This window comes from Paraliomyxa miuraensis (assembly GCF_026337845.1).
In the GTDB taxonomy this organism is placed as follows: domain Bacteria; phylum Myxococcota_A; class Polyangia; order Nannocystales; family Nannocystaceae; genus Paraliomyxa; species Paraliomyxa miuraensis.
Window position 1 is genome coordinate 149,515 of sequence record NZ_JAOVZF010000147.1, and the last position, 21,870, is coordinate 171,384.

Consider the following 21,870-nt stretch of genomic DNA (forward strand, 5'->3'; position numbering starts at 1 on the left):
GTGGCCCTGCGCGGGGCATCGCCCCCTCGTCACAGCTCGAGCAAGACCCCGTCGGCGCTCTCGATCGAGATCGCGAAGAGCGTGCGCTTGGTCTTCTCTCCAACGACGGTCACGAACCTCCCATCGCCGATCGCGTCGCGCATCGTCTCGATGGTAGTGGTTCGTGGCATCGCGTAGCGATCGCCGGAGCGGACGAACCGCGGCGGCACGATCTCCAGCGCTCCGTCCAGGCTCGGCCACGTGGACCAGTTGCTCGGGGACTCGCCATACGTGGCGGCGGGCGGCGAGGGGGCCGGGGCCTCCGGGCATCGCAGGATCCCACGAAGCACGACCAGCTTGCCCAACGGGATCGCATCGGTGGCCATCGCGAACTCGGGCTCGAGCGGTGTGGTGTCGTGGATCTCCCAGGAGAAGACCCCGTAGCTGCCGAAACCGTCGACCATCCACGTGATCGTCGCGCGCGTCTGCATGGGAAACGGCGGCTCGGGAAGGCGGGCGTCGGGCCCGAGGCGAGTGAGCCATCGATCTCCCTTCAACGTCCAGCCCTGCAGACGCTGCTCCAGCGTCACCTCGGAGCGCAGCGGCGTGTAGCGACGAGCCCCGGCCATGCGGTCCTCGGCAACCACGCGGGGGTGGTCGATGGATACCGCGGTGGCCGACCCGACCAGCTCGGCGTCGTACATCCCCATGTGACCCCGGCGGCTCCCGTCGCAGATCCACCGGCCCTCCGCGTCGACGAGCCAGGTCCCCATCGGCAGCCGAGGGTCGCAGGAGAACCACGCGTCGGCGAATCGCATCCCTTCGAAGCGAGAGTGGAAGATGCCACGGCAGCGAATGTGTCGACCGTGGAATCGCCTGGAGTCGTGGACCAGCTCGTTGACGGTCACCTCGAGCGGCGCCGGCGGAGGGGTCGGCAAGTCGCTCGGCGCGAGCGTCGTCGCGACTGCGTCCGCATCGACGACCAGCGCGGCATCGTACCCGTCGGTGCGAAGCAAGACGCTACGGATCCAGCGTGCAACCTGCCGAGCCGAGCCACGACCGAGCAGCTCCGCGAGCGCCCCGCCACCGCTGGCCTCGAGCTCGCGCTGGGCCGAAGACGACAGCAGCACGAATCGATCGCCCGGCTCCACGTCGGTCTCGCCCTGCTCGAGCGCACCGTCTGGCAGCTGCTTCGCCACCACGTTCGGCAGCGCGAGCAGAGCGGTGGTATCGAGAGCCTCGGGGAGCTCCACCAGCCCATGTGCGGCCATCCAGCGCAGATCGTGGTCGACGGTGAGCTGCTCGAGCCGACCCGCCCGCACGCGGAGCACCCTCCGCACCCCGATCCACTCGAAGCGAGCCCGGTTGCCGACCAGCTCGAGCGACACCATCGTTCCGTGCTGCCCCGGCCGGGTCATCTCCGACGCGACGGGGCGACCTCGGCGCCAGGCGTCGTGGAGCGCGGACACGTTGCACTCCCACGACGACAGCAACAGCCAGCGCTGCCCGTCGGCATCGATCGACACCTCGCTCCGCTTGCCCGCGTGGGCGGTCGTGGCCGCCCATCCTCGGCCCCCGCGCAGCGCCTCGTCGGGGCTCGCCCAGGGCGGCGGAGCGGGGTCCGGGTGAACGTCGCGTGGCCCATGGCAGCCGTCGTGCACGCCCCTTTCGAACGCATGGATGCGAGGACGATGGTAATCACGATCCCAGCAGAGCCACACGTCGTCGTCGAGCAGGGCGACCGGAATCAGGTGGTCGAGGTTGGAGCTCCATCGAAACCAGTGGGGTCGGGGCTCGGGGCGCCCCCACTGCCACACCACCTCGAAAGGAGCCTCGATCTCGAACGGCTCGGTGAAGCACACATCGACCCGACGCACCGCGCCCCCCACCTCGGCGAGCGCCTCGACGCTCTGCCGACCGATCACCTTGAACCACGGGACGAAGGGCGCATACAGCCGGCACACCTCGGGGGACGTGGTCTGCACGTACTCGAGGCCCGGGACGAGCGCGGGGCTCTCGACTTCCGCCGCGGTGATCGACCCTCGCGCGAACCCGAGCGGCACCACCTTGGCATCGAGCGCGCCTTCGAGGAGCCTGGGCAGCGCCTCGGCGTAGGCCCACACGACATCACGGGTCGCGCCATGCGTCTGCTCCTCGAGCAGCAGTGCGGGTGAGAGTGCGACTCCGAGCGCCCGCTCGAGCGAGCTCTGGTACCGCCAGGCGGTGATGGGGAACTCGAACCAGGTAGGCATCACGTAGCGACTCGCAGGGGCTCATCGGCCGCGCACCTCGAAACCATCGACCATCGCTTGGGTGAGCGCGGGCTCCGCACGCCGCTCCACGATCACACGCACGCGCTCGGCCAGCCGCTCGTCGTGGGCAAACGCGGCGAGGGCCTCGATGGCCTCGACCGCGACACCGCGCGAGCCCTGCTCGACGAGCTGCAGCAGGTAGTCCCAGGCCTCCTCGGAGCGCAACAGCGCCAGCGCCAGCAGCAGCACGCGGCGACGTCGTCCCACCGAACGCTCGGCTCGACGATGCAGCGCCTCGAATGCCCCAGGGAGCCGCGACTCTCCCAGCACCAGCGCGGCGGCCTCGGCCGCGGGCTCGTCGTCGGCGTCGAGCAAGCGCGCCACGACCTCGAGGTTCTCGCGCGGAGCCACCTGCAGGAGCGCCCGCAGGCACTCGCCGAGCACCTCGGCATCGGACTCGCCCGCCTCGACCCTCAGCCGCAGCAGCGGCTCGGCCACCTCGGTCCGACCCGAGGCCCCCAGGGCGCGTGCAGCCGCGGTCCGGGCCGCCGCCAGGGGATCGGCCAACAGCCGCGCCGCCTCGACCATCGCCCGCGGGTGGTGCTCCTCCACCAGCGCCATCAGGCACACGCCGCGCAGCTCGGCCGCCGTGTCGACGCTGCCGCCCCACACCGGCTCGCGCTGCACGTGACGCACCCCGGCCACGAACACCTCGTCGCCGTGCGCCTCGGCCCGGCGCAGCGCCTTGGCGATGGCCGCCTTGCCGCGGCACTGCGGGTCGCGCTGCACCGGATCCTCCATCAAGCGGAAGAACGCGGGCGGCAGCAGCTCCAGCAGGCCGCGGTCGACCACCGGATCGTCCTCGTCACCGCCGACCACCGCTCCGGTCGCGGTGGCAATCAGCAGCCCGCTCTTGCCCTCGAGCGCCTTGACGATCAGAGCCCGACCCTTGCGATCGCTCGGGTCGTTCACCGCCCGCTGCAGCGCAGCGAGCTGCTGGTCGAATCGCTTGGCCATGACCAACCCCAACGATACCGCGACCGTCGGGGGTCCGGGATTGGCTCCAAACGTCGTTCCGGCCGGAATTCCCGGCGTATCGTCTCTGGCGGCAACGGATCTCGGCAGCATCGTCACTACCATCGTAGGTGGTGCCTACGAACCGAGGTGGCCGCCATGACGAATGCTTCGCGACCAACATCGAGGATTGGACAGCGGGCCGTGGTCTCGTGGATCGCGACCGCGATGGTGCTGGTCGCCTGCACGAAGATGGGCCAGAGAGTGGACATCGTCTCGATGTCGGCATCCGAGGTCGTCGATGCGCACTGGATCGTGCGGATCATGGCCTGCGAGCACACGCGCACCTTGCATCAACGCTGCGAGGAAGGGAGCGGCTACTTCCTCGATGCCTGGCCCGACACGGTGGTCACGGCCCGGCACGTCGTCACGGGGAAGGACAGGTTCCGGTTGAGCGACGTCGTGTACTTCGTATACGTCTGGCGAGAGGGTCGATCACCGGCGCGGCTCGAGGCCAGGGTCGCGAACCATCCAGGGCGCCAGGGCTCCGATGTGGCCGTCGTGTTGCTCGACGGCGCCGTCCAGCCGCTGCGAGAAGGCCACGGCCCCGGCTCGATCCCCAGCAACAGACCCTTGCCTGCCGAATTGTGGGGATCGAAGTCCATGCGCGAGTTCCTCGACAGCGGACCATCGAAGTTCCCGGTCAAGGATGCCCTGCGGCGAGACTCGCAGGAGATCGAGCACATCCATGGTGAAGGCAGCAAGGGTCTGAGCGGAGGACCGCTGGTCTACGACGACAAGGTCGTGGGGACGTACCGTGGCTACCGCGGGCGCATCGTCTCCACGGTGCTCGACATCGCCGAGCTGACACGGCTGAGGAACGAGGCCCTATCAATGAGGAAGAAGGCCAGTCCATGAAGATTCGAACGCTACTCACGCTCGTCGTGCTGCTGTACGCCTCGCTGATCCCCGATGCGCACGCCGCCGGTGAGGACGACGCGGCCAGGGACTGGGCCGAGAAAGTCAACATCGTCGCCCAGAAGCTGCGAAGGGCCTGCATCGCGCCCGAGCTGCTCGAGAAGGATGCTGTGGAGGTGCGCCGACACGTGATCCTCAACCAACTGAAGGCTTTGTTGGGAACGGAGGGGCTCGAAGCCGCGAAGCGAGATGCGATCGCCAAGGCCATCAAGAGCAACGCGAAGGTGCATTCGGCAACCAGTGACGAGCTCGACGGATTGCTCGAGGATCTCGCCCTACATGCGCCCAGTGTGGTTGCGTATGATGCAACGCTCCAGGCCCAGCTCGGTACGACGTCGCCACTCATCGACACGAACGCCCGCAAGTCACTGTGCGATGCCCTGTGCACGCGAGGTGGCACGGCAGCCGGCAAGCTCGACTTCTGCGCACTGGAAGACCCGACACTGGCAACCGCCGCCGCCTTGGCCGATCCCGACTCGCTGAGGGCCGTGCTGTCCCACATCGAGCACCAGCTCGACGAGGAGATCGCGAAGGTCCGTCTCGACGTCGACCCCCTCGAGACGCTCGGCGACGTCTCGCCGCTGGTCGACCTGAGCACCGCGCTCGGGGGAGCGCGCAATGAGGACCACGGACTCTCCGGGATGGCCGGCATCAGTGCCACCCAGATCGTCGCGTTCCTCGACACCGCCGCGCAGGCCCTCGCCAAGGTGATCATCGACCGAGCCAAGCGCGAGGCGATCGGCTGGATGCTCGACACCATGGCCACCGAGGTCTGCAGTCACGACAGCGCCGACACCTGGCTGCGGAGCGAGCTGGCGCGCCACTGGCTCCCGAGCCTGTGCACGCTGGCCACCGAGGAGCGGGCGAGCCACTACGGGGCAGGCGCGGCCCAGCTCCAGGCGCTGCGATCGGCGATCGAGACGGACCTCGAAGGCATGCCGGGGGCGGCACTCGGCTTGCTGCTCGGGCACTTCTTCTTCGAGACCGCGCTGCGTCCCACGCTGGTGACGCAGAGCGCTCGGCCGAGTGCTGCACCGACGAGTGTGCTGCAGTGCAACGACCACGCGACAGAGGTACGCTACAACGACTACGATCTCTGCGAGGATGCGGTGGAGGTCCGCCGTGCCACGGAGGCGGCGACCCGCAGCATCATGCGCGGCGGTGACCCCCGCATCGCGCTCGACGAGCTGGCGACGGCCCTGGACCGGATCAACGTCGCGCGTGGAGTCGGTCACGAGGGCCTGCTCGAGAGCCCGTCACTCCAGGTCGTCGCCTGCGCGATCTCGTTGGGTCGCTACGCCGGAGTCGAGCCCGACCGCGCCACCGTGCTCGCCGGGCTGGTCGAGTCACCCGCCTGCTGGACGCTGACCGGCCAGGGCTACCCGAGCATGACCGAAGCGCTCGCTGCAACGACGGCCCCGAGCAAGGTCTTGGCCATCGATGCGCGATTCACCGGCAAGGATCCCGAGCAGCTCACGACGCTCATCGGGCTCCACACCGGAGTCGACCAGCCCACGCAGCAGATCGTGCGCAGCGCGAGCGATCTGGCCAAGGCCGCCTCTCAACTGCTCGGGGCCACGCCGATTCCGGGCGACGACCCACCCGACGGCAAGGCGCCGACGCAGCCGCCGCTCCCGAGCTTCGACGGTGCCAAGTCCCCCACCGACGTCGCCCAGGCGGCACGCAGCTACCTCGATGCCACGCTCTCGGCCCAGCTCCGCATCGATCGCACCAAGGCCTTCGACGCCATCGCCGACATGCTCGAAGCCTCGACCAGCATGGGTACGGCCACGGTCGACCTGCTCGAGCGGGCCCGCGCAAAGGAGCTGCTGCCCGGCCTTCGCCACGCAGCGCTCACCGCCGGCACTGCCCTGGGCTCGCCAACAGATGTCACCACCCTGGCGCTCGCCAAGCTCCTCTCCCGAGCCCGAGCGCAGCTCGCCCACCTCGGCGAGCTCTCCGAGGTCGTCCGCGCCAGCGGCTCGGCCGAATGGGGCCGGCTCGCCAATCAGGGGCTACGCATGCTGAGCGAGGTGCTCGCGGAGCTGCGCGCCAAGCATGGCGGGGCGGCCAGCACCGCCACGGTAGAGGTCGAGGCGCTCATGTGCGCGCTCGACCGAGTGGGCCGTCACCTCGGCACGCTGGTCGCCATTGCGTCTGCGCAGAGCTCCGACGACATGGCCAAGGCGCTCGATGATGCGGCCAATCCCCCGGGCGGCTGGAAGCGCAAGCTCGGCCATGGGAACCGGACGATCTCGCTCACGGCCCACGCCGGTCTGATGGCAGCCGCCGAGCTGCGCCATGGATCCTATGGCGTGACGTTCGAGCGCTGGGGCTGGCACGCGCAGGCGCCCACGCTGTTCCTCCCGTTCGGAGTCGAGGCCGCGTTCGGCCTGCGTCACACCGCGCTGGCCGTCTTCATCCCCCTCATCGATCCAGCGGCCTTCCTCGGCTACGACGTGCAACGCGACGGGCGCCTGCCGGGCCCGAACCCGCTGACCGTGCTCAGCCCCGGGCTGGGCCTGCGAGCCGCGCTCGGACGCACCCCCTTCGGCGTGATGCTCTTTGGCGTGTTCCGACCCAAGTACCGAGCGTGGGAGCCGACCGTCAACGGCCCCGGCGCCCACGCCATCCAGCTCGGTCTGGCCCTCACCGTCGACGTCACCCTGTTTCGCCTCTTCAGCAAGGGTCGGTGATCACCATGCAGCGCACCATGCTTGCCTCCCTCTTGTTCGCCTCGCTCGGCTGCACATCGGATGACGAGAGCTGCTGGCACGAGCAGCGCATCGTCGAGCCGCGCCTCGGTCTCGCACGGTCGTTCGCTCCAGACGATGACCCCGACGACCCCGACGCGTGCGCCTTCGAGCCCACCTGCGAGGATCTGGCGCTGCGCCCCGGCGATGCCTTCGTGGTGATCCACCGGCTACCCCCGCAGCTCGACGAGATCCCATACTCGCTCGAGCTCACCGTGACCACCCCGTGCCACACCGTAGAGATCGAGGCCACGCACCACGACGGGCTCGTGGTGCTGCCGCGCACGGCACCACAGTGTGCCGAGCAAGGCCTGGTGGTCACGGCCGAGATCGCCAACAGCCGGCTCCAGTGCGTGCAGCCGGCCCTGACCTCGGAGACCTCGAGCCAGGGTGGCGATGGAGGCTCCGGTGGCTAGCCACCGCCGACTCCACCCGAGCCTGGCCTGCATGCTGGCGTTGGTGGTCGCCGCCGCCATGCCTGCGTGCGTGGACTTCCCCGGCTACGAGGACGAGCCCTCGCAAACGCCGAGTCCTCTCGACGGTTGCTTCGGCATGCACCTCTACCAACCCAACGAGAAGCACAAGAAAGAGCTCATCGCAGGACGCCAGAAGGTCTGCGATGCACTGTCGAACGAGAAGCTCGACCAAGTCTTCGCCAAAGCCTTCGACGGAACCCTCGCCGCCCGCACCACCTGCACCGGAGCGCTGGAGATGGTCGAGGGCCCCCGCATCCTCGAGGCCCTACGCACCCAGCTCACCACCTGGACCGTACACGTCTTCGTGGTTCCACGCGCGCACGAGCTGGCCAGCACCAACTACGGCATGCGCGCGATCTCCCTCACGCCCCGCCGGCTCGAGGGCGTGAAGATCATCGACACGATGGCCCACGAGCTGACTCATCTGGTCGAGGCACCGGTGCCCATCGGCACCGATTCACAGTGGCTCAAGGACGGCGGACACCGCTCGTCGCCGGTACCGACCAACCAGTACGCCAGCTACTTCGTGGGCCACGCGGTCGCCTGCCTCACCCAGAGCCCCAATGCCACGGTCGAGCAGCTCGTTGAGTGTGCCGAGACCAAGTCGTTCTGACGACCTCGACCCGGCCTACGGCCTGCCAGCATGCACTGGCACGGGATGCGCGGGCGCACGTGAGGCGCGTCGCGAGGGCGGGCCTACGCGGGCGGGATGCAGTTGTAGGTCACCGACAGCGTGCCCACCGAGTGGAGCCCGCTGCACGAGCCGGCGCACAGCTCGATCTCGTCGTACGGGCCCATGGGGTTGGTGTAGTGCCACCCCTCGTCGCTGCCCTCGCACGACTCGACGAATGGGATCTCCACTCCGTCGATGAAGATCGACAGCAGGTCGGGCAGCTCGGGCGCCATCTCGAGCGGGATCGTGCAGCCGATCTGGCTGGTGATCTGGCTGATGGCTGCACGCAGCTCGTCCTCGTCCTGCGCGTTGTGGAACTTCTCGGCGCCGGGCTGCGGGAAGCCGCCGGCAATCGCCACCTCGTTGAGCCGCACGTATGGGTTGTCCTGCGGATAGGTGGCGATCCCGTCGATGATGTCGATGCCGACCACGAAGGTGGGGATGTCGTCGTCGTCGTGGGCCGAGGCCACCAGGAGCGGCAGGTTCTCGTCGTAGATGTCGAACACGTCGTTGTTGGTGGTGCCCTCCAGGCAGTTGGCCGCGCCGTCGGTGATGAGGATCATCGCGCGCGGCAGCTCGGGATCGAGGCTCCGCAGGTGCTCGAGCGCCGTGGTGATCCCGGCGCTCGCCGGCGTGCCCCCGTAGATCTCGAGCGAGTCGGGGCCGGGCATCGCGTCCAGCACCGCAGCCCCGCCCATGGGCTCCACCGACGCGTCGGGCTCGGTCTCCACCAGGCACGCGGTCTGCCAGTCGTTGTCGGGCACGTCGATCGAGGGGAACAGCACCGCTCCGAAATTGAGGCCCTCGTCGAATTCGCCGACGATGAACTCCACCGAGTGATAGAGGCTGTTCCACCGCGTGACCGTCGCGGTCATGGGATCGCTGTCGTGATCCCAGGCGTTGTCGATCATGCTGTACGACTTGTCGAGCACGAGCACCACGTTGGTGGGCTGGTGATCGAGCATGAAGCTGCTCGCGCCGCAGTTGTCCGGGACGGTGCTCCCGGTCTCGTCGACCGTGCCGTCCATGCCCTCGGTGCCGTTGCCGTCGGTGGGGAGATCGATGCCCGTGTCGCCCGAGCCCTGCCCGGAGGCATCTCCACCGCACGCGGCCGTCATCGCACCCATCGCGACCGTCATCGCGACCACCATCGTCGCGCTCCAATCCAATCCCACGAACGTCGTTGCCATTGGTCTCCCGCGCCCGTGAGCATAGCGCGTTATTTTCGTTGTTTCAGCCACATTCATTTCACATGAGCCGCACCCGATGCTCGAATTCGAGCGCCGGCCTCCGTGCCCGACCACACCGCCAGGTGCACGGATGCGGTCGCTGGCCGCTGGTCCCAGCTGGCGAGCGCGCGCTCGAGCTCGCGGACCAGCTCGACGGGTGCCGAGGGTCGCGAGCCGCTCGGGGTCTCGAGCCCGAGCGCGAGCCAAGCCTTCGCCCCGTCGTCGTCGACTCGACGGGCCAGCGGCCTGCCATAGGGCCGTAGCGCGATCCCGCTCGCCCCCAGCGTCCGCTCGAGCGCCCGCACGAGTCCCACCGCCCGGCCTCGCACGAACCCCTCGAGCCGCTCGAGGTCGACGTCGTCACCTGCGTGCAGCTCCAGTACGAGCAGCCACGGGTGAGCCGCACAGGGATCGACCGGCGTGACCGCGCCGGCCGATCCCTCGAGCCATGTCACCGCCTGCCGCAGCTCCGTCATCAGCACGCGCAGCGTCGTCGCCGTCGCTCGCCGCATGCAGTTGCGCGTGGCGTCCGCTGGCTCGAGCACGATCATCGGACTCGGGCTCGCGGAGGGATCGAGCCCTTCGCTCGACGTCGAGCCCTCGATCCCGATCGGGTCGCACCGCCAGTCTTCCATCGCTCGGCGGGCGAGTCGCCGCACGCCGGCGTCCATCAACGTCCCGGCCGGATCCTCGTCGGTCGGATCGCACGGCACGACCGCGACCGCTTCGGCCAGCATCACCGCCCACGCGAGCCCTCCGGGATATCCCAGCGCATTGTCGTCGACCTGCCGCGCCGCCGCCCACCTCCGCAGCCTCCGCAGCGCCTCCGCGTAGCGCTCGACACCACCGTGGCGTGCCGCGTGCGCGAGCAGGGCATCGGCGCTGCGCAGTGCAAGCACGGCTCCGTGGCTGTCGGCGTCGAGTTCATCGGGTTCTGCGAGCTCCGCCGCCGTGCGCGGCCATGGCCGCTTGGGCGGCCACGCCACGGGCTGCAGGTCCACGTCGCGGCCGTCCACTCGCAGCGCCAGCCGCGGCGCCGTCGCGTCCTCCACCACACGCGACTGCACGGCGTTCCCCTGGTCGCGCAGCCGCGCCACGAAGCGCTCGTACAGGGCGGCCCGTGCCAGCCCTCGTGGTGCCAGGCCCACGAGATCGAGGTCGGCGTTCGCCTCGGCCACGCCCAGGCGGTGCGAGCCGGCCACGAACAACCCCGGCCGCTCGCCCGCGCGTCCGTCGTCCTCGAAGCACTCCTGCCAGACCTTCGAGAGGCGCTCGACCAGCTCGGCCACGGACCGCGTGAGCCGTGGTGCGGCCACGGGGCGTCGCCGCCCGCCCAACCCGACCACTCGCTGCACGCGAAACGGACCCTCCTGCCCGCGGTGGATCACGGCCAGCGCGTCCACCTCGAACTCGATCGGCTCCCACTGCGCCTGCCAGCGCGCCAGCGTCTGCGCCACCTCGTCTTCGCTCCTGCGCAGCTGTGCGACCGTGAGGTGCGGGACGTAGCCCTGGGGCGACTTTCGCGACTGCTCGTCGCACCAGGGAAAGAGCTCGAATGCCGCGGCTTGCAGGCGATGCAGCGCCCCGGGGGGATCGCAGCGCGGCTCGAGCCACACCGTGGCTCCACCGCGCCGTGGAAACCATCGCAGGCGCTCGAGCGTCACCCGAAACGGCGGCACCTCCGTCAGCATCGCCTCGAGGGTCCGCGCCGCCGCGCCCAGCTCGCGCGCGGGCGCGAACCCGTAGAGCAGGTTGACGTGCGGCATCCACCGCGCCACGGCGCGGTCGTGCTCGCGCCGAATCGCCTCGATCGCCACCCACGTCGCCCGCGGCGGGATCATCACCAGCGCGCCGTGGTGCGTGGGCCGAAACCTCGGAGCCACGAGCGCCTCGCGCGGCTCGGCCAGGGGAGCGACCGACCGCTCCACCCGCAGCCGCGCCCGCAGCCCGAAGTGATCCGAGATCGGCACGAGCCGCCCCTCGGGGTCGCGCGCGCTGGGCTCGATGCCGATCCGCTCGATCCCCACGCCCCGCAGCACCCCGGCCTCGTCGCGCATCATCACGCGGTCGAGCCGGCGTGCCCGCCCCGACTGGCTCGCGACTCGGGCCAACGCGTTCAGCCGCGGATCGAACGTCGCTCCCTCTTGCCCGGGCCGCAGCGCGCTCCACAGATCCTCGAAGCCCGCCTCGCGCAGCGCGTGATCGAGGGGCCCTTCGTCCGCGTTGAGATCCCCGAGCAGCATCGCCGCCCGCGCCCCCATCGCGTGGAGATCGTGCAGCGTCTGCCGAAGCTCGAGCTCCCGCCGCACCGGCGCGTCCGCCTTGCGATCGCTGGTCAGGTGCACCACCGCCGCGTGCAGCACCCGATCCCCCAGCTCGAGCTCCGCGAGCAGCGTGCGCTTGTGCCCTCCGCCGGGCGCACGCCGCAGCCATGCGCGCATCGGCAGCCGCGACAGCAGCACGACCCCGTAGGGCTCCACCGTCGACGCCTCGGGGCCATCGCTCACCACGTAGTCCCGCTGGACCCACGGCGCCGCCAGGATCGCCCGGAGCGTGCGCGGCGTGACTTCCTGGAGCGCGACGAGATCGGCCCCTTGCTCGCGCAGCAGCTCGAGCATCGCCGGGATCCGTTGCTCGGTGTGCAGCTGCCCGTCGTCGTAGCGATCGAACAGCACGTTGAGCGTGACCACCACCAGCGACCTGGGCCGCAGCGCCACGCCGGCCGCCCGCACGTCCGAGCCCAGCCACTCTCCTGGTTCCGGTCCCGGGGCAGACCAGTAGCGGTACGTCGTCAGCGCCTCGGGGGGCTCCACCACCACGCTCGCCCCGCTCGTTCCCGCGTCGATCGCCGCCGCGCCCTCGGATGCCGCCACCATCGCCGGCCGCGCGTCGGCTTGCCAGCGCTCGATCGCCGCGCGCACCGTCGCGACCGCCGGCTCCGTCGTGTCGCCCGAGCCGAACAGCAGGTCGATGCGCTGCTCTCGGCTCCACACCACCAGCTCGCCCACGCGGTACTCCCACACGCGGTGCCAGGGGATCTCGCCGTCGGTGGGAAACTCGGTGAAGGAGCGCTCCCGTCGGCCGGTGAAGCGCTCCTCGTAGACCACCACGAACGCGCGCTCGTCGAGCGTGGGATCCCAGCGGATGCGATCGTGGAGCACCCGGCTGGTCTCGAGCGACTTGCGCTTGCCACCCACGCCGATGGGTTCCCGGTCGGTCGAGCTAGCTGACCTCGTCGCGGCCCATGCTCTGGTACACGTCCTCGAGATCGCTGCGGACCTTCGAAAGTGCGATCACCTCCACGTCGGACAGCACCAGCTCGCGCAGCAGGTGGGCGGCTCGTTCCTCGACGCCGTGGATCCGCACCTTCACGATCCCGCGATCGCCCGTGGTGGGGTCGGGCTCGGGCTCGCCCTTGTGCAGCGGTGCGAGCCCCTCGACGAGCCCCTCGTGCTTGCGCAGCACCTCGATCGCCTTTTGCAGGCCGCGGGTCACGTGCACCTCGTGCAGGCGCCGGCCCACGTCGTAGTCCTCGATCACGTCTTCCACGCTGCCGTGGACCTCGAGCTTGCCCTTCTGGATCAGCGCCACCGTGTCGCAGAAGCCGTCGAGCTCGCGCAGGATGTGCGAAGACACCACGATGCCCACGCCCTTGCCGGCGACCTCGCGCAGGATGTCTCGCAGCTGTCGCCGAGCCAGCGGGTCGAGGCCGTCGGCCGGCTCGTCGAGCAGCAGCAGCTCGGGCTCGTGCACCATGGTGCGAGCGATCGCCAGGCGCTGCCGCATGCCCTTGGACAGCTCGCTGATCGCCACCTCGGCCTTGCTGGTCAGGTCGAACATGGCGAGCGTGTCGCCCACGCGGCGGCGCGCGGTGGCGTCGTCCTGGCCGTAGCACTCGGCAAAGAAGCGCAGGTAGCCGGCCGCGGTCATCGTGGGATAGAGGGCGGTGCCATCGCCGAGGAAGCCGATCCGGCGGCGGATCTGGAAGCGGTCCTCCCAGGCGTCGGCACCATCCCAGAGCACCGAGCCGGAATCGGGGCGCTGCAGGGTGGCGAACACGCGCAGGGTGGTGCTCTTGCCGGCGCCGTTGGGACCGATGAGCGCCAGCACCTCGCCCCGTCGCACGGCGAGATCGAGATCCGTGACGGCGTCGCGAACGCCATCATAGGAGTGACGGATGTTGCGGCACTGGACCTGTTCCATTGGAGCAGCCTTCCGAGGGGGCGTGCCGCCCCCGGCCCCGCCTGGGACGCGCGGGCGACGAAAAAGGTTCCCGCCGGCTTGGCGCTGGCGTACGTCGCAGCGTACAACCTCTGGGCTCATGCGTGGTCGCTCGTTGCTGCTCGTCCTGCCCTTGCTCCTCGCCTGCCCGCGGGGAGGCGATCCGGTGGCCCCGGGCGAGGGCACGCCGGACGGCCACTCCCGCGGGCAGGACGCACGGGGTCTGCCGGCCTTCGGGGCCGGCCCGGGCGCGAGCGATGAGAAGGGCACCGAGGCGATCGAGCGCTACCACGTCACGCTGGGGGATGCGCCCGCCCGAGGGCCCGCGGACGCTGCGGTCACCGTGGTGATGTTCAGCGACTTCGAGTGCCCCTACTGCCAGGTCGGCCACGAGCTCATGGACGAGCTGCGGCGACGCCACGGCAGCGCCGTGCGGGTGGCCTACAAGGCGTTCCCGCTCGACATGCACCCGCATGCGCTGCTCGCCGCCATGGCCGCCCGCAGCGCGCAGGCGCAGGGCAAGTTCTGGGAGTTCCACGACCTCTTGTTCAGCCAGCGCGGGCTCGACTTCGACACTCTCCTCTCCCACGCCAGGGCGGCCAAGCTCGACCTGCAAGCGCTGCGCAAGGACCTCGAGCAGCTCGAGTATGGGCCGGAGGTCTCGCGTGATCTTCGGCAAGGGCGGCGGCTGGGGGTCCACAGCACGCCCACGTTCTTCATCAATGGTCGGCTCCTCGCCGGGGCCCAGCCGATCGAGAACTTCGAGGCGGTGATCGCAGAGGAGCTCGCGCTGGTCGAGGGGTGGCGCGAGCAGGGCGTGCCGCCCGAGCAGACCTACGAGCATGCGATCGCCGACGGCTACCGCAAGGTGGTCTACACCGAGGGCCGGGACCTCGATCCCGACCTGGTCGCACCGGTTCCGCTGGGCACTTCGCCGCGGCTGGGGCCCGACGATGCGCCCGTGACGATCGTGGTGTTCGGCGACTTCGAGTGCCCGTTCTGCGCCCGTGGCAACGACACCATCACCGGGCTGCTCGAGCACTACGGCGGCAAGCTGCGGGTGGTCTACAAGCACAGCCCGCTGCCGTTCCACAGCCACGCCTACGTGGCCGCCCGGGCCTCGGTGGCGGCGCAGGCCCAGGGCAAGTTCTGGGAGTTCCACGACGCGCTCTACCGCAAGCGGGCTCGCTTCGACCAGGACGACCTCCAGGCCATCGCCAAGGAGATCGGCCTCGACATGAAGAAGTTTCGCAAGGCGATGGAGACGCTGGAGCTCGATCGCGCGATCGAGCAGGACCAGGCGCTGGCCATGTCGCTGGGGGTCTCGGGCACGCCTGCGTACTTCATCAACGGGCGACCCGTGCAAGGGGCACAGCCGGAGCTGGTGTTTCGGTTGATGATCGAGGAGGAGCTCGATCGGGCTGCGGCGGCCGTGCGGCGGGGGGTGGCGGGTGGGGAGCTCTACGAGACGCTCACGCACACGCCGCTCGACGACGCGCCCGGGGGCTGACGTCGATTCGCTACGGCACCACGCCTTCGATCGGATCCGGATCGACGTCCGCAGCCAGATGCGCCTGCACGGTGATCACCCCCGCCACCCCATCCAGCCCCGCGTCAGCCAGGTCGAACACGTGCCCCCCGGCCGTCGCGTCGTAGCTCGCCGGATACTCACCGGGCTGCGGCACGCCGTCCACTGCGAACGTCAGCGTCAGCGGTACTCGCACGGTGATCGGATCCGCCGGCCCGACCTCGGGATCATGCACCCGCCACCCCGCGATCGGCCAGCTCTCCTCGCTGGCGGCAACCACCGGCGGCAGCTCCATGCGGATCGTCAGCACGCTGCCCGCCCGGCTCACCGGCAGCGCCGCGCCGACCGCCTGATGCACCGCGAACGGGGTCGACGTCGCCTCGAACGATCCCTCGGCCCCCCCTTCCCACACCGGCCCGCTCGCCACCAAGCGATAGATCCCCGCCGGCAGATCCGCGGCAATCTCCCAGTCCACGTACCACTCGTGATTCCGCGACGCAGCCACGTTGCCGTTGGGCGCCGGATTGGGATCATAGTGCGTGATCATGTGATACCGCGAGTTGTCGAGCGCCCCCCCCGGCCAACCCGCGGGGCTGGCCACGTCCACGAACGTGCCGTCCCCCGGATCCACCTGCACGCGCACCCGCGGGGCCCCCAGCGAGGGATCGCCGGCCCCGAAGCGCAGCCGCACGGTCTCGGTCCGCATCATGTCGGTGGTGACGTCCTCGATGATCTCCCCCGCGTTGAGGCTGACCTCGTAGGCTCGCGGGGTGAAGCCGCCGGGCGAGGCCAGCGAGGGCGACTGCTCGACGAACGGATCCATGTCCTGACCGCCGAGCATCTGGTCGATCACCGCGAGCTGGGTGTCGATGATCGTACGGCCGGCAAACGGCCCCCACAGGCTCATCTCCGACTCGTAGCCGCCCTGGAACCAGTCGTCGGGGTGTGTGAAGTAGAGCAGGTGGTCCTGGCTGTAGCCGATGCCCATCACCTCGACCGCCTCGCCCTCCGCGGCGCGCAGGGCCACCTGATCGCGCAGGTACTTCATCACCGAGAACGTGGGCTCGCCGGGCACGGTGGCCAGCAGCAGCTCGTCGAGGCGGGCCACGGTGAGATACGTCTGGTGGACCTCGGCGTTGGGCACGTCGCCGAACAGCAGCACGTCGATGGGGATGCACTCCTTGAGCTCGCCCTCCATGCTGGTGCCAGGGTCGTCGTCCTCGGGCGCCGAGGGGCTGGTGCACTGCCAGCCGCCCCAGGTGTAGGGGAGCGGCAGCGGGAGGCCGAACGGGGCGCCCTGGAACTCGTCGCTCTCGTCGTAGCCGAAGAACTCGTAGGTCAGGTCGACGCGCTGCGAGTGCACGTCGAGCGCGAGCTCGTCGCGCCACTGCAGCGCATCCCACTGCTCGAGCACGGTGGGCGCGGCCTGGTGACCGATCACCTCGGCCCGCGCGATGTCGTCGTGCCCCAGGAACCCGCCGGCCGGCGAGGCATCGCCACCCCCGGCCTGCATGAACATGCCCACGATCGGCTGGCCGTGGGCCGCGAAGAACTGCTCCTCGAACACCATCTCGAGCCCGCCCGCGGCATCCTCGGTGAGCAGCTCGTTGTCGGAGCCGAGCAGGATCCCGTGCATGGCGAAGTCGAGGATCGCGGCCAGCGGCTCGCCGTCGGGGCGACGCACGGCCAAGAGGGTCAGGCGTGGATCCTTGCCGTAGGCGAAGTCGTTGACGTGCCGGCGATCGCGGTAGACTCGATCCTGGGGATCCCAGTCCTCGACGTAGCTCCAGGCCCACTGCGCGGGCCCGAGGTTGTCCACGGCCTCGGCCACCGCGTCGGACAGCTCGGTGGCGAGCAGATCGATGACCTCCTCGTCGGCGGTGTCGGCCCCCACCGCGCCAAAGATGTCGGGCAGCCGCCAGTAGCGGCCGTGGATGTGATGGCTGTGGGTCGCGGTGAGGATCACCCGTCCCTGCAGATCGAGACCGTGGCGGTCGAGCAGCTTGGCCGCCAGCGCGTCGGTGACCCCCGACTCGCCGCTCATCAGCGGGGTCTTGAGCATCACCAGCATCTCGCCGTTGCTCGACTCGAGCACCATCGCCTTGATGGTGGGGAGCGCATAGAAGCCGCGGGTGCCCAGGAAGATCCCGTTCCATGGGGTCGAGGTGCCGCCGATCCGACCGCCGTAGCCGGCCATGGAGATCCCCACCGGACGATCGAGGTAGCGCACCGCGACGCCGGCCTGCATGCCCTCCCACGGCGGCTCCCCGGTGGTGCTCTCCTCGCCCGCGGTGGTGTCGACCCCGGTGGTGGTCGGCTGGTCGGGTCCGCTCGACGACGTCGCGCCCGTGACGTCGGCCGAGGGATCGGTGGTGGTGGTGATGCCAGTCGAGCTGCTGCTGCCGTCCCCGGTCGTCGCCACGTTCGAGTCGTTGCACCCGGCCAGCGCCAGCGCCAGCGCCGACGACCAGGACCCCCACTGCACCATGCGTCGCATCGGCCTACGGTACCGGAAGGTCACGGGTCGATGCGACACCTCCGCGCAACCCGTTGGCGATGGACCCGTTTGTATGTTGGGTCACGCGAATGAGCGCCGCCCGTTCCGGCTTGACCCGGCCGCGGGAGAGCCGGGAGGATGTCCCCGGTGGAGGGGGCAATGGACGCGACACGACGGGTCATCGGGCCGAGGTGGGGCCTGGCGCTGGCGCTCCTCGGCAGCGCATGCGGGGACGACGGCACGCCGGCGGCCGAGAGCACGGGCACGACCGGCGAGGGCTCGACGGGGCCGGCCGACACGTCGAGCTCGGGCCAGGCGGCGACGAGCACGAGCACGGGCAGCAGCGACGAGGGCATCGACTCGAGCGCGGGCGAGACCGAGGGCGGGCCGGCCTACCCCGAGCCCGACGCCCATCCTCCCAACGTGGGACCGGGCGGTCCCGCGGTCGACTTCCCGCCCGAGGACCTCTACGTCAACTGTGCCTACCTCGACGGCGGCGGGGCCGACATCGATCACCACAACCTGGTGGTGATGTTCGATGGCTACCTCATGATGCCGTGGGCCCCCGAGTGGGGGAACGGAGGGCTGACGTTCTTCGACATCAGCGATCCGTGCCAGCCGCAGACGCTCAGCAGCACCGGCGCCCCCGACATGCGAGAGACCCACGCCACGGGCCTGACCCAGGTGGGCGACCGCTGGTACGCGGTGGCGGCGTCCAAGAAGGCCGGGCTGAACATCGACGGCGGCATCCTGATCTGGGACGTCACCAACGTGGCCGCCCCCGAGGTGGTGTCCACCCTCTACCTGCCGGGCCACCTCTACCCCGACGCCTATGCGCGCGTGGTGCTGAGCGCGGCGTGGCAGGCTCCCTACATCTACGTGGGAGGCTCGGACAACGGGGTGTACATCGTCGATGCGTCCGATCCCACCGATCCGCAGCTGGTCGATCAGTATGCGTTCGAGCCCACGCTGCGGGTGGGCCAGGTCAACGCGGTCGGCAACCTGCTGGTGGCCACCGCGGCCGAGGGCCCGCGCACCGTGCTGCTCGACATCAGCGTGCCCGAGTTCCCGCAGCCGATCGCGGGCGGCGACTTCGAGATCGTCGACGGCATGGGCATGATCCGCGAGTCGTACTTCAGCAACGTGGGCGGCGGCTACGTGTACTACGCGATCAAGAACGGCGGCGGCGGCATGCTCATGGTCGACATCCGCGATCCGGGCAATCCCGCGCTGGCCGGCTGGTACGACAGCGGGGGCAACGGCGGGTACGTGTTCGCCAAGGACGAGCTGGCATTCGTGGGCGAGTCGTCGTTCGCGGGGATCTACGACGTGTCGGATCCGGGGGCGATCACCCAGGTGACCACGCTGTCGCTGACGGGCGACCTCGACACCGTCACCCCCATCGGCAACATCGCGGTGCTGTCGGTCGACGCGGACGCCGATGCGGGGCACGGCTCGGCGCTCGCGCCCTACGACACGATGGCCGACACCCGGGCGCCGCGCGTGACCTGGTCGGTGCCCGACGACGGCACCACCGGCTTGCCCGTCTCCGCCCGCGTGGGCGTGACCTTCAGCGAGATGGTCGACGTCAAGAGCGCCTGGTTCGGCTCGGTGCGCCTCTACCGAACCGGCGGCGCCGGGCAGCCGATCCCGGTGGAGGGACACATCAGCGTGCAGGAGAACGTGGTCAACTTCGCTCCCGTCACACCGCTCGATCCCGCGACCGAGTACACGTTCGAGATCCCCGCGGGCGGGGTCGCCGACTACAACGGCAATCGGACGGAAGAGCCGTTCTCCCTCACCTTCACCACCATCGGCGGGTGAGCCATGCGACGGCTGCTGCTGCCGGGCTTGCTGATCCTGGGTGCCTGCCCCGATCCCGTGGCTCCGCCCGGGGGGGAGACGGACGCGAGCACGGGCTCGACGAGCGCGGGGCCGACCACCACCACGGACGCCGAGTCGACCACCACGGTCGCGGTGGATTCCACCGCGACCGACGGCGAGAGCACCACGGCGGGCGAGCCGCTGCTGCCGGATCCGGGGCCGTCGTTCTATGCGTTCGTGAGCGAGCGGGTGAGCCTCGACGGCTCGGGCTCGACGGGTGCCGTGCTCTACCGGTGGACGCTCGACGACGGCTCGCCGCCGACCGAGCCGAGCCCCGATCCGACGGTGAGCGTGGCCTACGATGCGCCCGGGCGCTACCGGCCGGTGCTCACGGTGTTCGACGAGGTGGGCAACCAGCTCTCGGCGTCGCTCACGGTCACGGTGACCGAGGTGCCCAGCCACGTGCCCCGGCATGCGAGCACGGTGGTACGGCTGGCCGACGACGAGCGCGTGGCGGTGGTGAGCCCCGACTCGAACGAGCTGACCATCGTGGGCTCGGCGGGCGAGAACGGCTATGCGGTGCTCGATCGCGTGCCCACGTGCGCCACGCCTCGCACGGCCGCGGCCTTGACGGACGGGCACGTGGCGGTGGCCTGCCAGGGCGACGACTCCGTGATGGTGCTCGACCCCGACGGGGGGCCGGCGCGCTCGCTGGTGCTGCCCTACGGGGCGCGGCCCTACGGGGTGATGGCCGACGGCGCCACGCTGTGGGTGACGCTGCAGGCCCGCGGTGAGCTGGCGCGGGTGGACGCAAGCGGCGATCCGCTGGTGTTGCAAGAGATGCATCCGGTGATCGACGACGCGCGCGGAGTGGCGCTCATGCCCGATGGTCGCGTGGCGGTGACGCGCTGGCGCTCGCCCGACGACGGGGGGCAGATCGCGGTGCTCGACCCCGCCGACGGCGCGGTGGAGCTGGTGACGCTGGCCTACGATCCCAAGGCGCCCTCCGACACCGAGTCGGGCGGGGTGCCCAGCTATCTCGATCAGGTGCTGGTCTCGCCGATCGGCGATCAGGCGGCCGTGCCCTCGCTGCAGGCCAACATCGGCTACGGCGAGTACCTGACCGGCGATCCGCTCACGTTCCAGACCACCGTGCGCGGCGTGGCCTCGTGGCTCGAGCTGGCCGGGGCGGGCGGGCCGGCCATGGTCGAGGACTTCGGGCGCCGCAAGCAGCTCGACAACCGCGGGTTCCTCTCGGCCGGGGTGTTCTCGAGCCGGGGTGACTACCTGTTCGTGGCCGCGCGGGGCAGCCGGGCGGTGGAGCGCATCGACGTGTTCAACAACGGGCAGGCCGGAGCGCTGCTCGACGTGGGCTACGCGCCCTCGGGGCTGGTGCTCTCGGCCGATGATCGGTTCCTGTTCGTGGACTCGTTCCTGTCGCGCACGCTGGTGGTCTACGACGTCTCCAACTTCGACGTGCTGCCGCAGCCGATCGAGTCGCTGCCGATTCCTTCGGCCGAGCCGCTGTCGGCCGAGCTGCTGCGCGGCAAGCAGCTGTTCAACGACTCGTTCGACCCGCGGCTGGCCAAGGACTCGTACGTCGCGTGTTCGCACTGCCACCTGGACGGCGAGACGGATCTGCGCACGTGGGACTTCACCGATCGCGGTGAGGGCATGCGCAATACGATCGATCTGCTCGGGCGTGGGGGGACCGATCACGGGCCGATCCACTGGAGTGCGAACTTCGACGAGGTGCAGGACTTCGAGAACGACATCCGGCACGCGGCGCAGGGGCTGGGGTTGCTCGACGACGAGGACTGGAGCGCGGGGACGACCTCGCAGACGCTGGGGGATCCAAAGGCGGGGCTGTCGGAGGAGCTCGATGCGCTGGCGGCGTATGTGACGTCGCTCGATCAATTCCCGCGCAGTCCGTTTCGGGAGGCGGACGGGAGCATGAGCCCGGCCGCGGTGGCCGGGGAGGCGCTGTTCGTGTCACCGATGCTCGGGTGCGTGGATTGCCATGCGGGGGCGCGGATGACCGACTCGGAGTTCGTGGCAGGGGAGCCGGTGCTGCATGACGTGGGGACGCTGACGATGGCCTCGGGGCAGCGGCTCGGGGGGGCGCTCGATGGGATCGATACGCCGACGCTGCGCGGGGTGTGGAGCGGGGCGCCGTATCTGCACGATGGGTCGGCGGCAACGCTCTACGAGGTGCTGACGGTCGCGAATCCTGGGGATCAGCACGGGTTCACCAGCACACTCGATGCGCAGCAGCTGGACGAGCTGGTGGCGTACCTGCAGAGCCTCGAGTAGACGCGTTGGGCCGTGCGTCGGCCGAGCGCGGAGTGTGGGCGTTTGGACGGCGGAGGAGGCGATTCGGACGGCACAGACCGCGAGCAACGAGCCCCGGTTCTCCACAACCCACCCATTCGATGGGTGGTCCTAA

Annotated in this window: 13 protein-coding genes; 7 read left to right on the forward strand and 6 right to left on the reverse strand. The window is 70.1% G+C overall.

Going from position 1 to position 21,870, the window contains the following annotated elements:
- Positions 1–29 precede the first annotated feature (29 nt).
- The gene (locus OEB96_RS14180; RefSeq protein ID WP_266216207.1) at positions 30–2,231 is read right to left on the reverse strand and encodes a hypothetical protein; all 2,202 of its coding nucleotides are present in this window, start codon (positions 2,229–2,231) and stop codon (positions 30–32) included.
- Positions 2,232–2,252: 21 nt separating this feature from the next.
- On the reverse strand, positions 2,253–3,248 hold the full coding sequence (locus OEB96_RS14185) for a hypothetical protein (RefSeq protein WP_266216208.1): 996 nt from the start codon (positions 3,246–3,248) through the stop codon (positions 2,253–2,255).
- Positions 3,249–3,449: 201 nt separating this feature from the next.
- Between OEB96_RS14185 and OEB96_RS14190 the strand changes: the two genes are divergently transcribed.
- Genes OEB96_RS14190 through OEB96_RS14205 form a run of 4 tightly spaced genes read left to right on the forward strand, consistent with a single transcriptional unit; the run spans position 3,450 to position 8,065 of the window.
- Positions 3,450–4,163 carry a trypsin-like serine peptidase gene (locus tag OEB96_RS14190; RefSeq protein WP_266216209.1) on the forward strand — a complete coding sequence of 238 codons (714 nt, stop codon included), beginning with the start codon at positions 3,450–3,452 and terminating at the stop codon, positions 4,161–4,163.
- Entirely contained in the window at positions 4,160–6,919 is a 2,760-nt protein-coding gene (locus OEB96_RS14195; RefSeq protein WP_266216210.1) for a hypothetical protein, read from the forward strand. The genes OEB96_RS14190 and OEB96_RS14195 overlap by 4 nt, the downstream gene beginning before the upstream one ends.
- 17 nt (positions 6,920–6,936) lie before the next feature.
- A complete protein-coding gene (locus OEB96_RS14200; protein ID WP_266216211.1) occupies positions 6,937–7,392 on the forward strand; it encodes a hypothetical protein in 456 nt (151 codons plus the stop codon).
- Positions 7,385–8,065, forward strand: coding sequence for a hypothetical protein (locus tag OEB96_RS14205; protein ID WP_266216212.1), 681 nt, complete (start codon positions 7,385–7,387; stop codon positions 8,063–8,065). The genes OEB96_RS14200 and OEB96_RS14205 overlap by 8 nt, the downstream gene beginning before the upstream one ends.
- Positions 8,066–8,148: 83 nt before the next feature.
- Here the strand turns inward: OEB96_RS14205 and OEB96_RS14210 are convergent, their stop codons facing one another.
- The 3 genes from OEB96_RS14210 to OEB96_RS14220 all read right to left on the reverse strand — a co-directional run bounded on the left by OEB96_RS14210 (position 8,149) and on the right by OEB96_RS14220 (position 13,557).
- Entirely contained in the window at positions 8,149–9,264 is a 1,116-nt protein-coding gene (locus tag OEB96_RS14210) for a vWA domain-containing protein (RefSeq protein WP_266216213.1), read from the reverse strand.
- Between the two features lie 104 nt (positions 9,265–9,368).
- Entirely contained in the window at positions 9,369–12,551 is a 3,183-nt protein-coding gene (locus OEB96_RS14215; protein ID WP_266216214.1) for a poly(A) polymerase, read from the reverse strand.
- Between the two features lie 25 nt (positions 12,552–12,576).
- Positions 12,577–13,557 (reverse strand): ABC transporter ATP-binding protein, encoded by a 981-nt coding sequence (locus OEB96_RS14220; RefSeq protein ID WP_266216215.1) that lies wholly within the window; start codon positions 13,555–13,557, stop codon positions 12,577–12,579.
- Between the two features lie 118 nt (positions 13,558–13,675).
- Here OEB96_RS14220 and OEB96_RS14225 point away from each other — a divergent pair, with 118 nt between their 5' ends.
- Positions 13,676–15,085: a DsbA family protein gene (locus OEB96_RS14225; RefSeq protein ID WP_266216216.1), complete on the forward strand. Its 1,410-nt coding sequence runs from the start codon at positions 13,676–13,678 to the stop codon at positions 15,083–15,085.
- A 10-nt stretch (positions 15,086–15,095) separates the two neighbouring features.
- On the opposite strand, the gene OEB96_RS14230 is transcribed toward OEB96_RS14225, so the two are convergent.
- Positions 15,096–17,600, reverse strand: a complete 2,505-nt coding sequence (locus OEB96_RS14230; RefSeq protein WP_266216217.1) for a neutral/alkaline non-lysosomal ceramidase N-terminal domain-containing protein — start codon at positions 17,598–17,600, stop codon at positions 15,096–15,098.
- Positions 17,601–17,759: 159 nt separating this feature from the next.
- Between OEB96_RS14230 and OEB96_RS14235 the strand changes: the two genes are divergently transcribed.
- On the forward strand, positions 17,760–19,424 hold the full coding sequence (locus tag OEB96_RS14235; protein ID WP_266216218.1) for an Ig-like domain-containing protein: 1,665 nt from the start codon (positions 17,760–17,762) through the stop codon (positions 19,422–19,424).
- A gap of 3 nt (positions 19,425–19,427) precedes the next feature.
- Entirely contained in the window at positions 19,428–21,737 is a 2,310-nt protein-coding gene (locus tag OEB96_RS14240) for a c-type cytochrome (RefSeq protein WP_266216219.1), read from the forward strand.
- Positions 21,738–21,870 lie beyond the last annotated feature (133 nt).

What these genes read in the sequence shown, in the direction of transcription:
- OEB96_RS14225 (WP_266216216.1), top strand. Translation starts at nt 13,676, where the DNA reads ATGCGTGGTCGCTCGTTGCTGCTCGTCCTGCCCTTGCTCCTCGCCTGC.
- OEB96_RS14200 (WP_266216211.1), top strand. Translation starts at nt 6,937, where the DNA reads ATGCTTGCCTCCCTCTTGTTCGCCTCGCTCGGCTGCACATCGGATGAC.
- OEB96_RS14180 (WP_266216207.1), bottom strand. Translation starts at nt 2,231, where the DNA reads ATGCCTACCTGGTTCGAGTTCCCCATCACCGCCTGGCGGTACCAGAGC.
- OEB96_RS14235 (WP_266216218.1), top strand. Translation starts at nt 17,760, where the DNA reads ATGGACGCGACACGACGGGTCATCGGGCCGAGGTGGGGCCTGGCGCTG.
- OEB96_RS14220 (WP_266216215.1), bottom strand. Translation starts at nt 13,557, where the DNA reads ATGGAACAGGTCCAGTGCCGCAACATCCGTCACTCCTATGATGGCGTT.
- OEB96_RS14210 (WP_266216213.1), bottom strand. Translation starts at nt 9,264, where the DNA reads ATGACGGTCGCGATGGGTGCGATGACGGCCGCGTGCGGTGGAGATGCC.
- OEB96_RS14195 (WP_266216210.1), top strand. Translation starts at nt 4,160, where the DNA reads ATGAAGATTCGAACGCTACTCACGCTCGTCGTGCTGCTGTACGCCTCG.
- OEB96_RS14185 (WP_266216208.1), bottom strand. Translation starts at nt 3,248, where the DNA reads ATGGCCAAGCGATTCGACCAGCAGCTCGCTGCGCTGCAGCGGGCGGTG.
- OEB96_RS14230 (WP_266216217.1), bottom strand. Translation starts at nt 17,600, where the DNA reads ATGCGACGCATGGTGCAGTGGGGGTCCTGGTCGTCGGCGCTGGCGCTG.
- OEB96_RS14240 (WP_266216219.1), top strand. Translation starts at nt 19,428, where the DNA reads ATGCGACGGCTGCTGCTGCCGGGCTTGCTGATCCTGGGTGCCTGCCCC.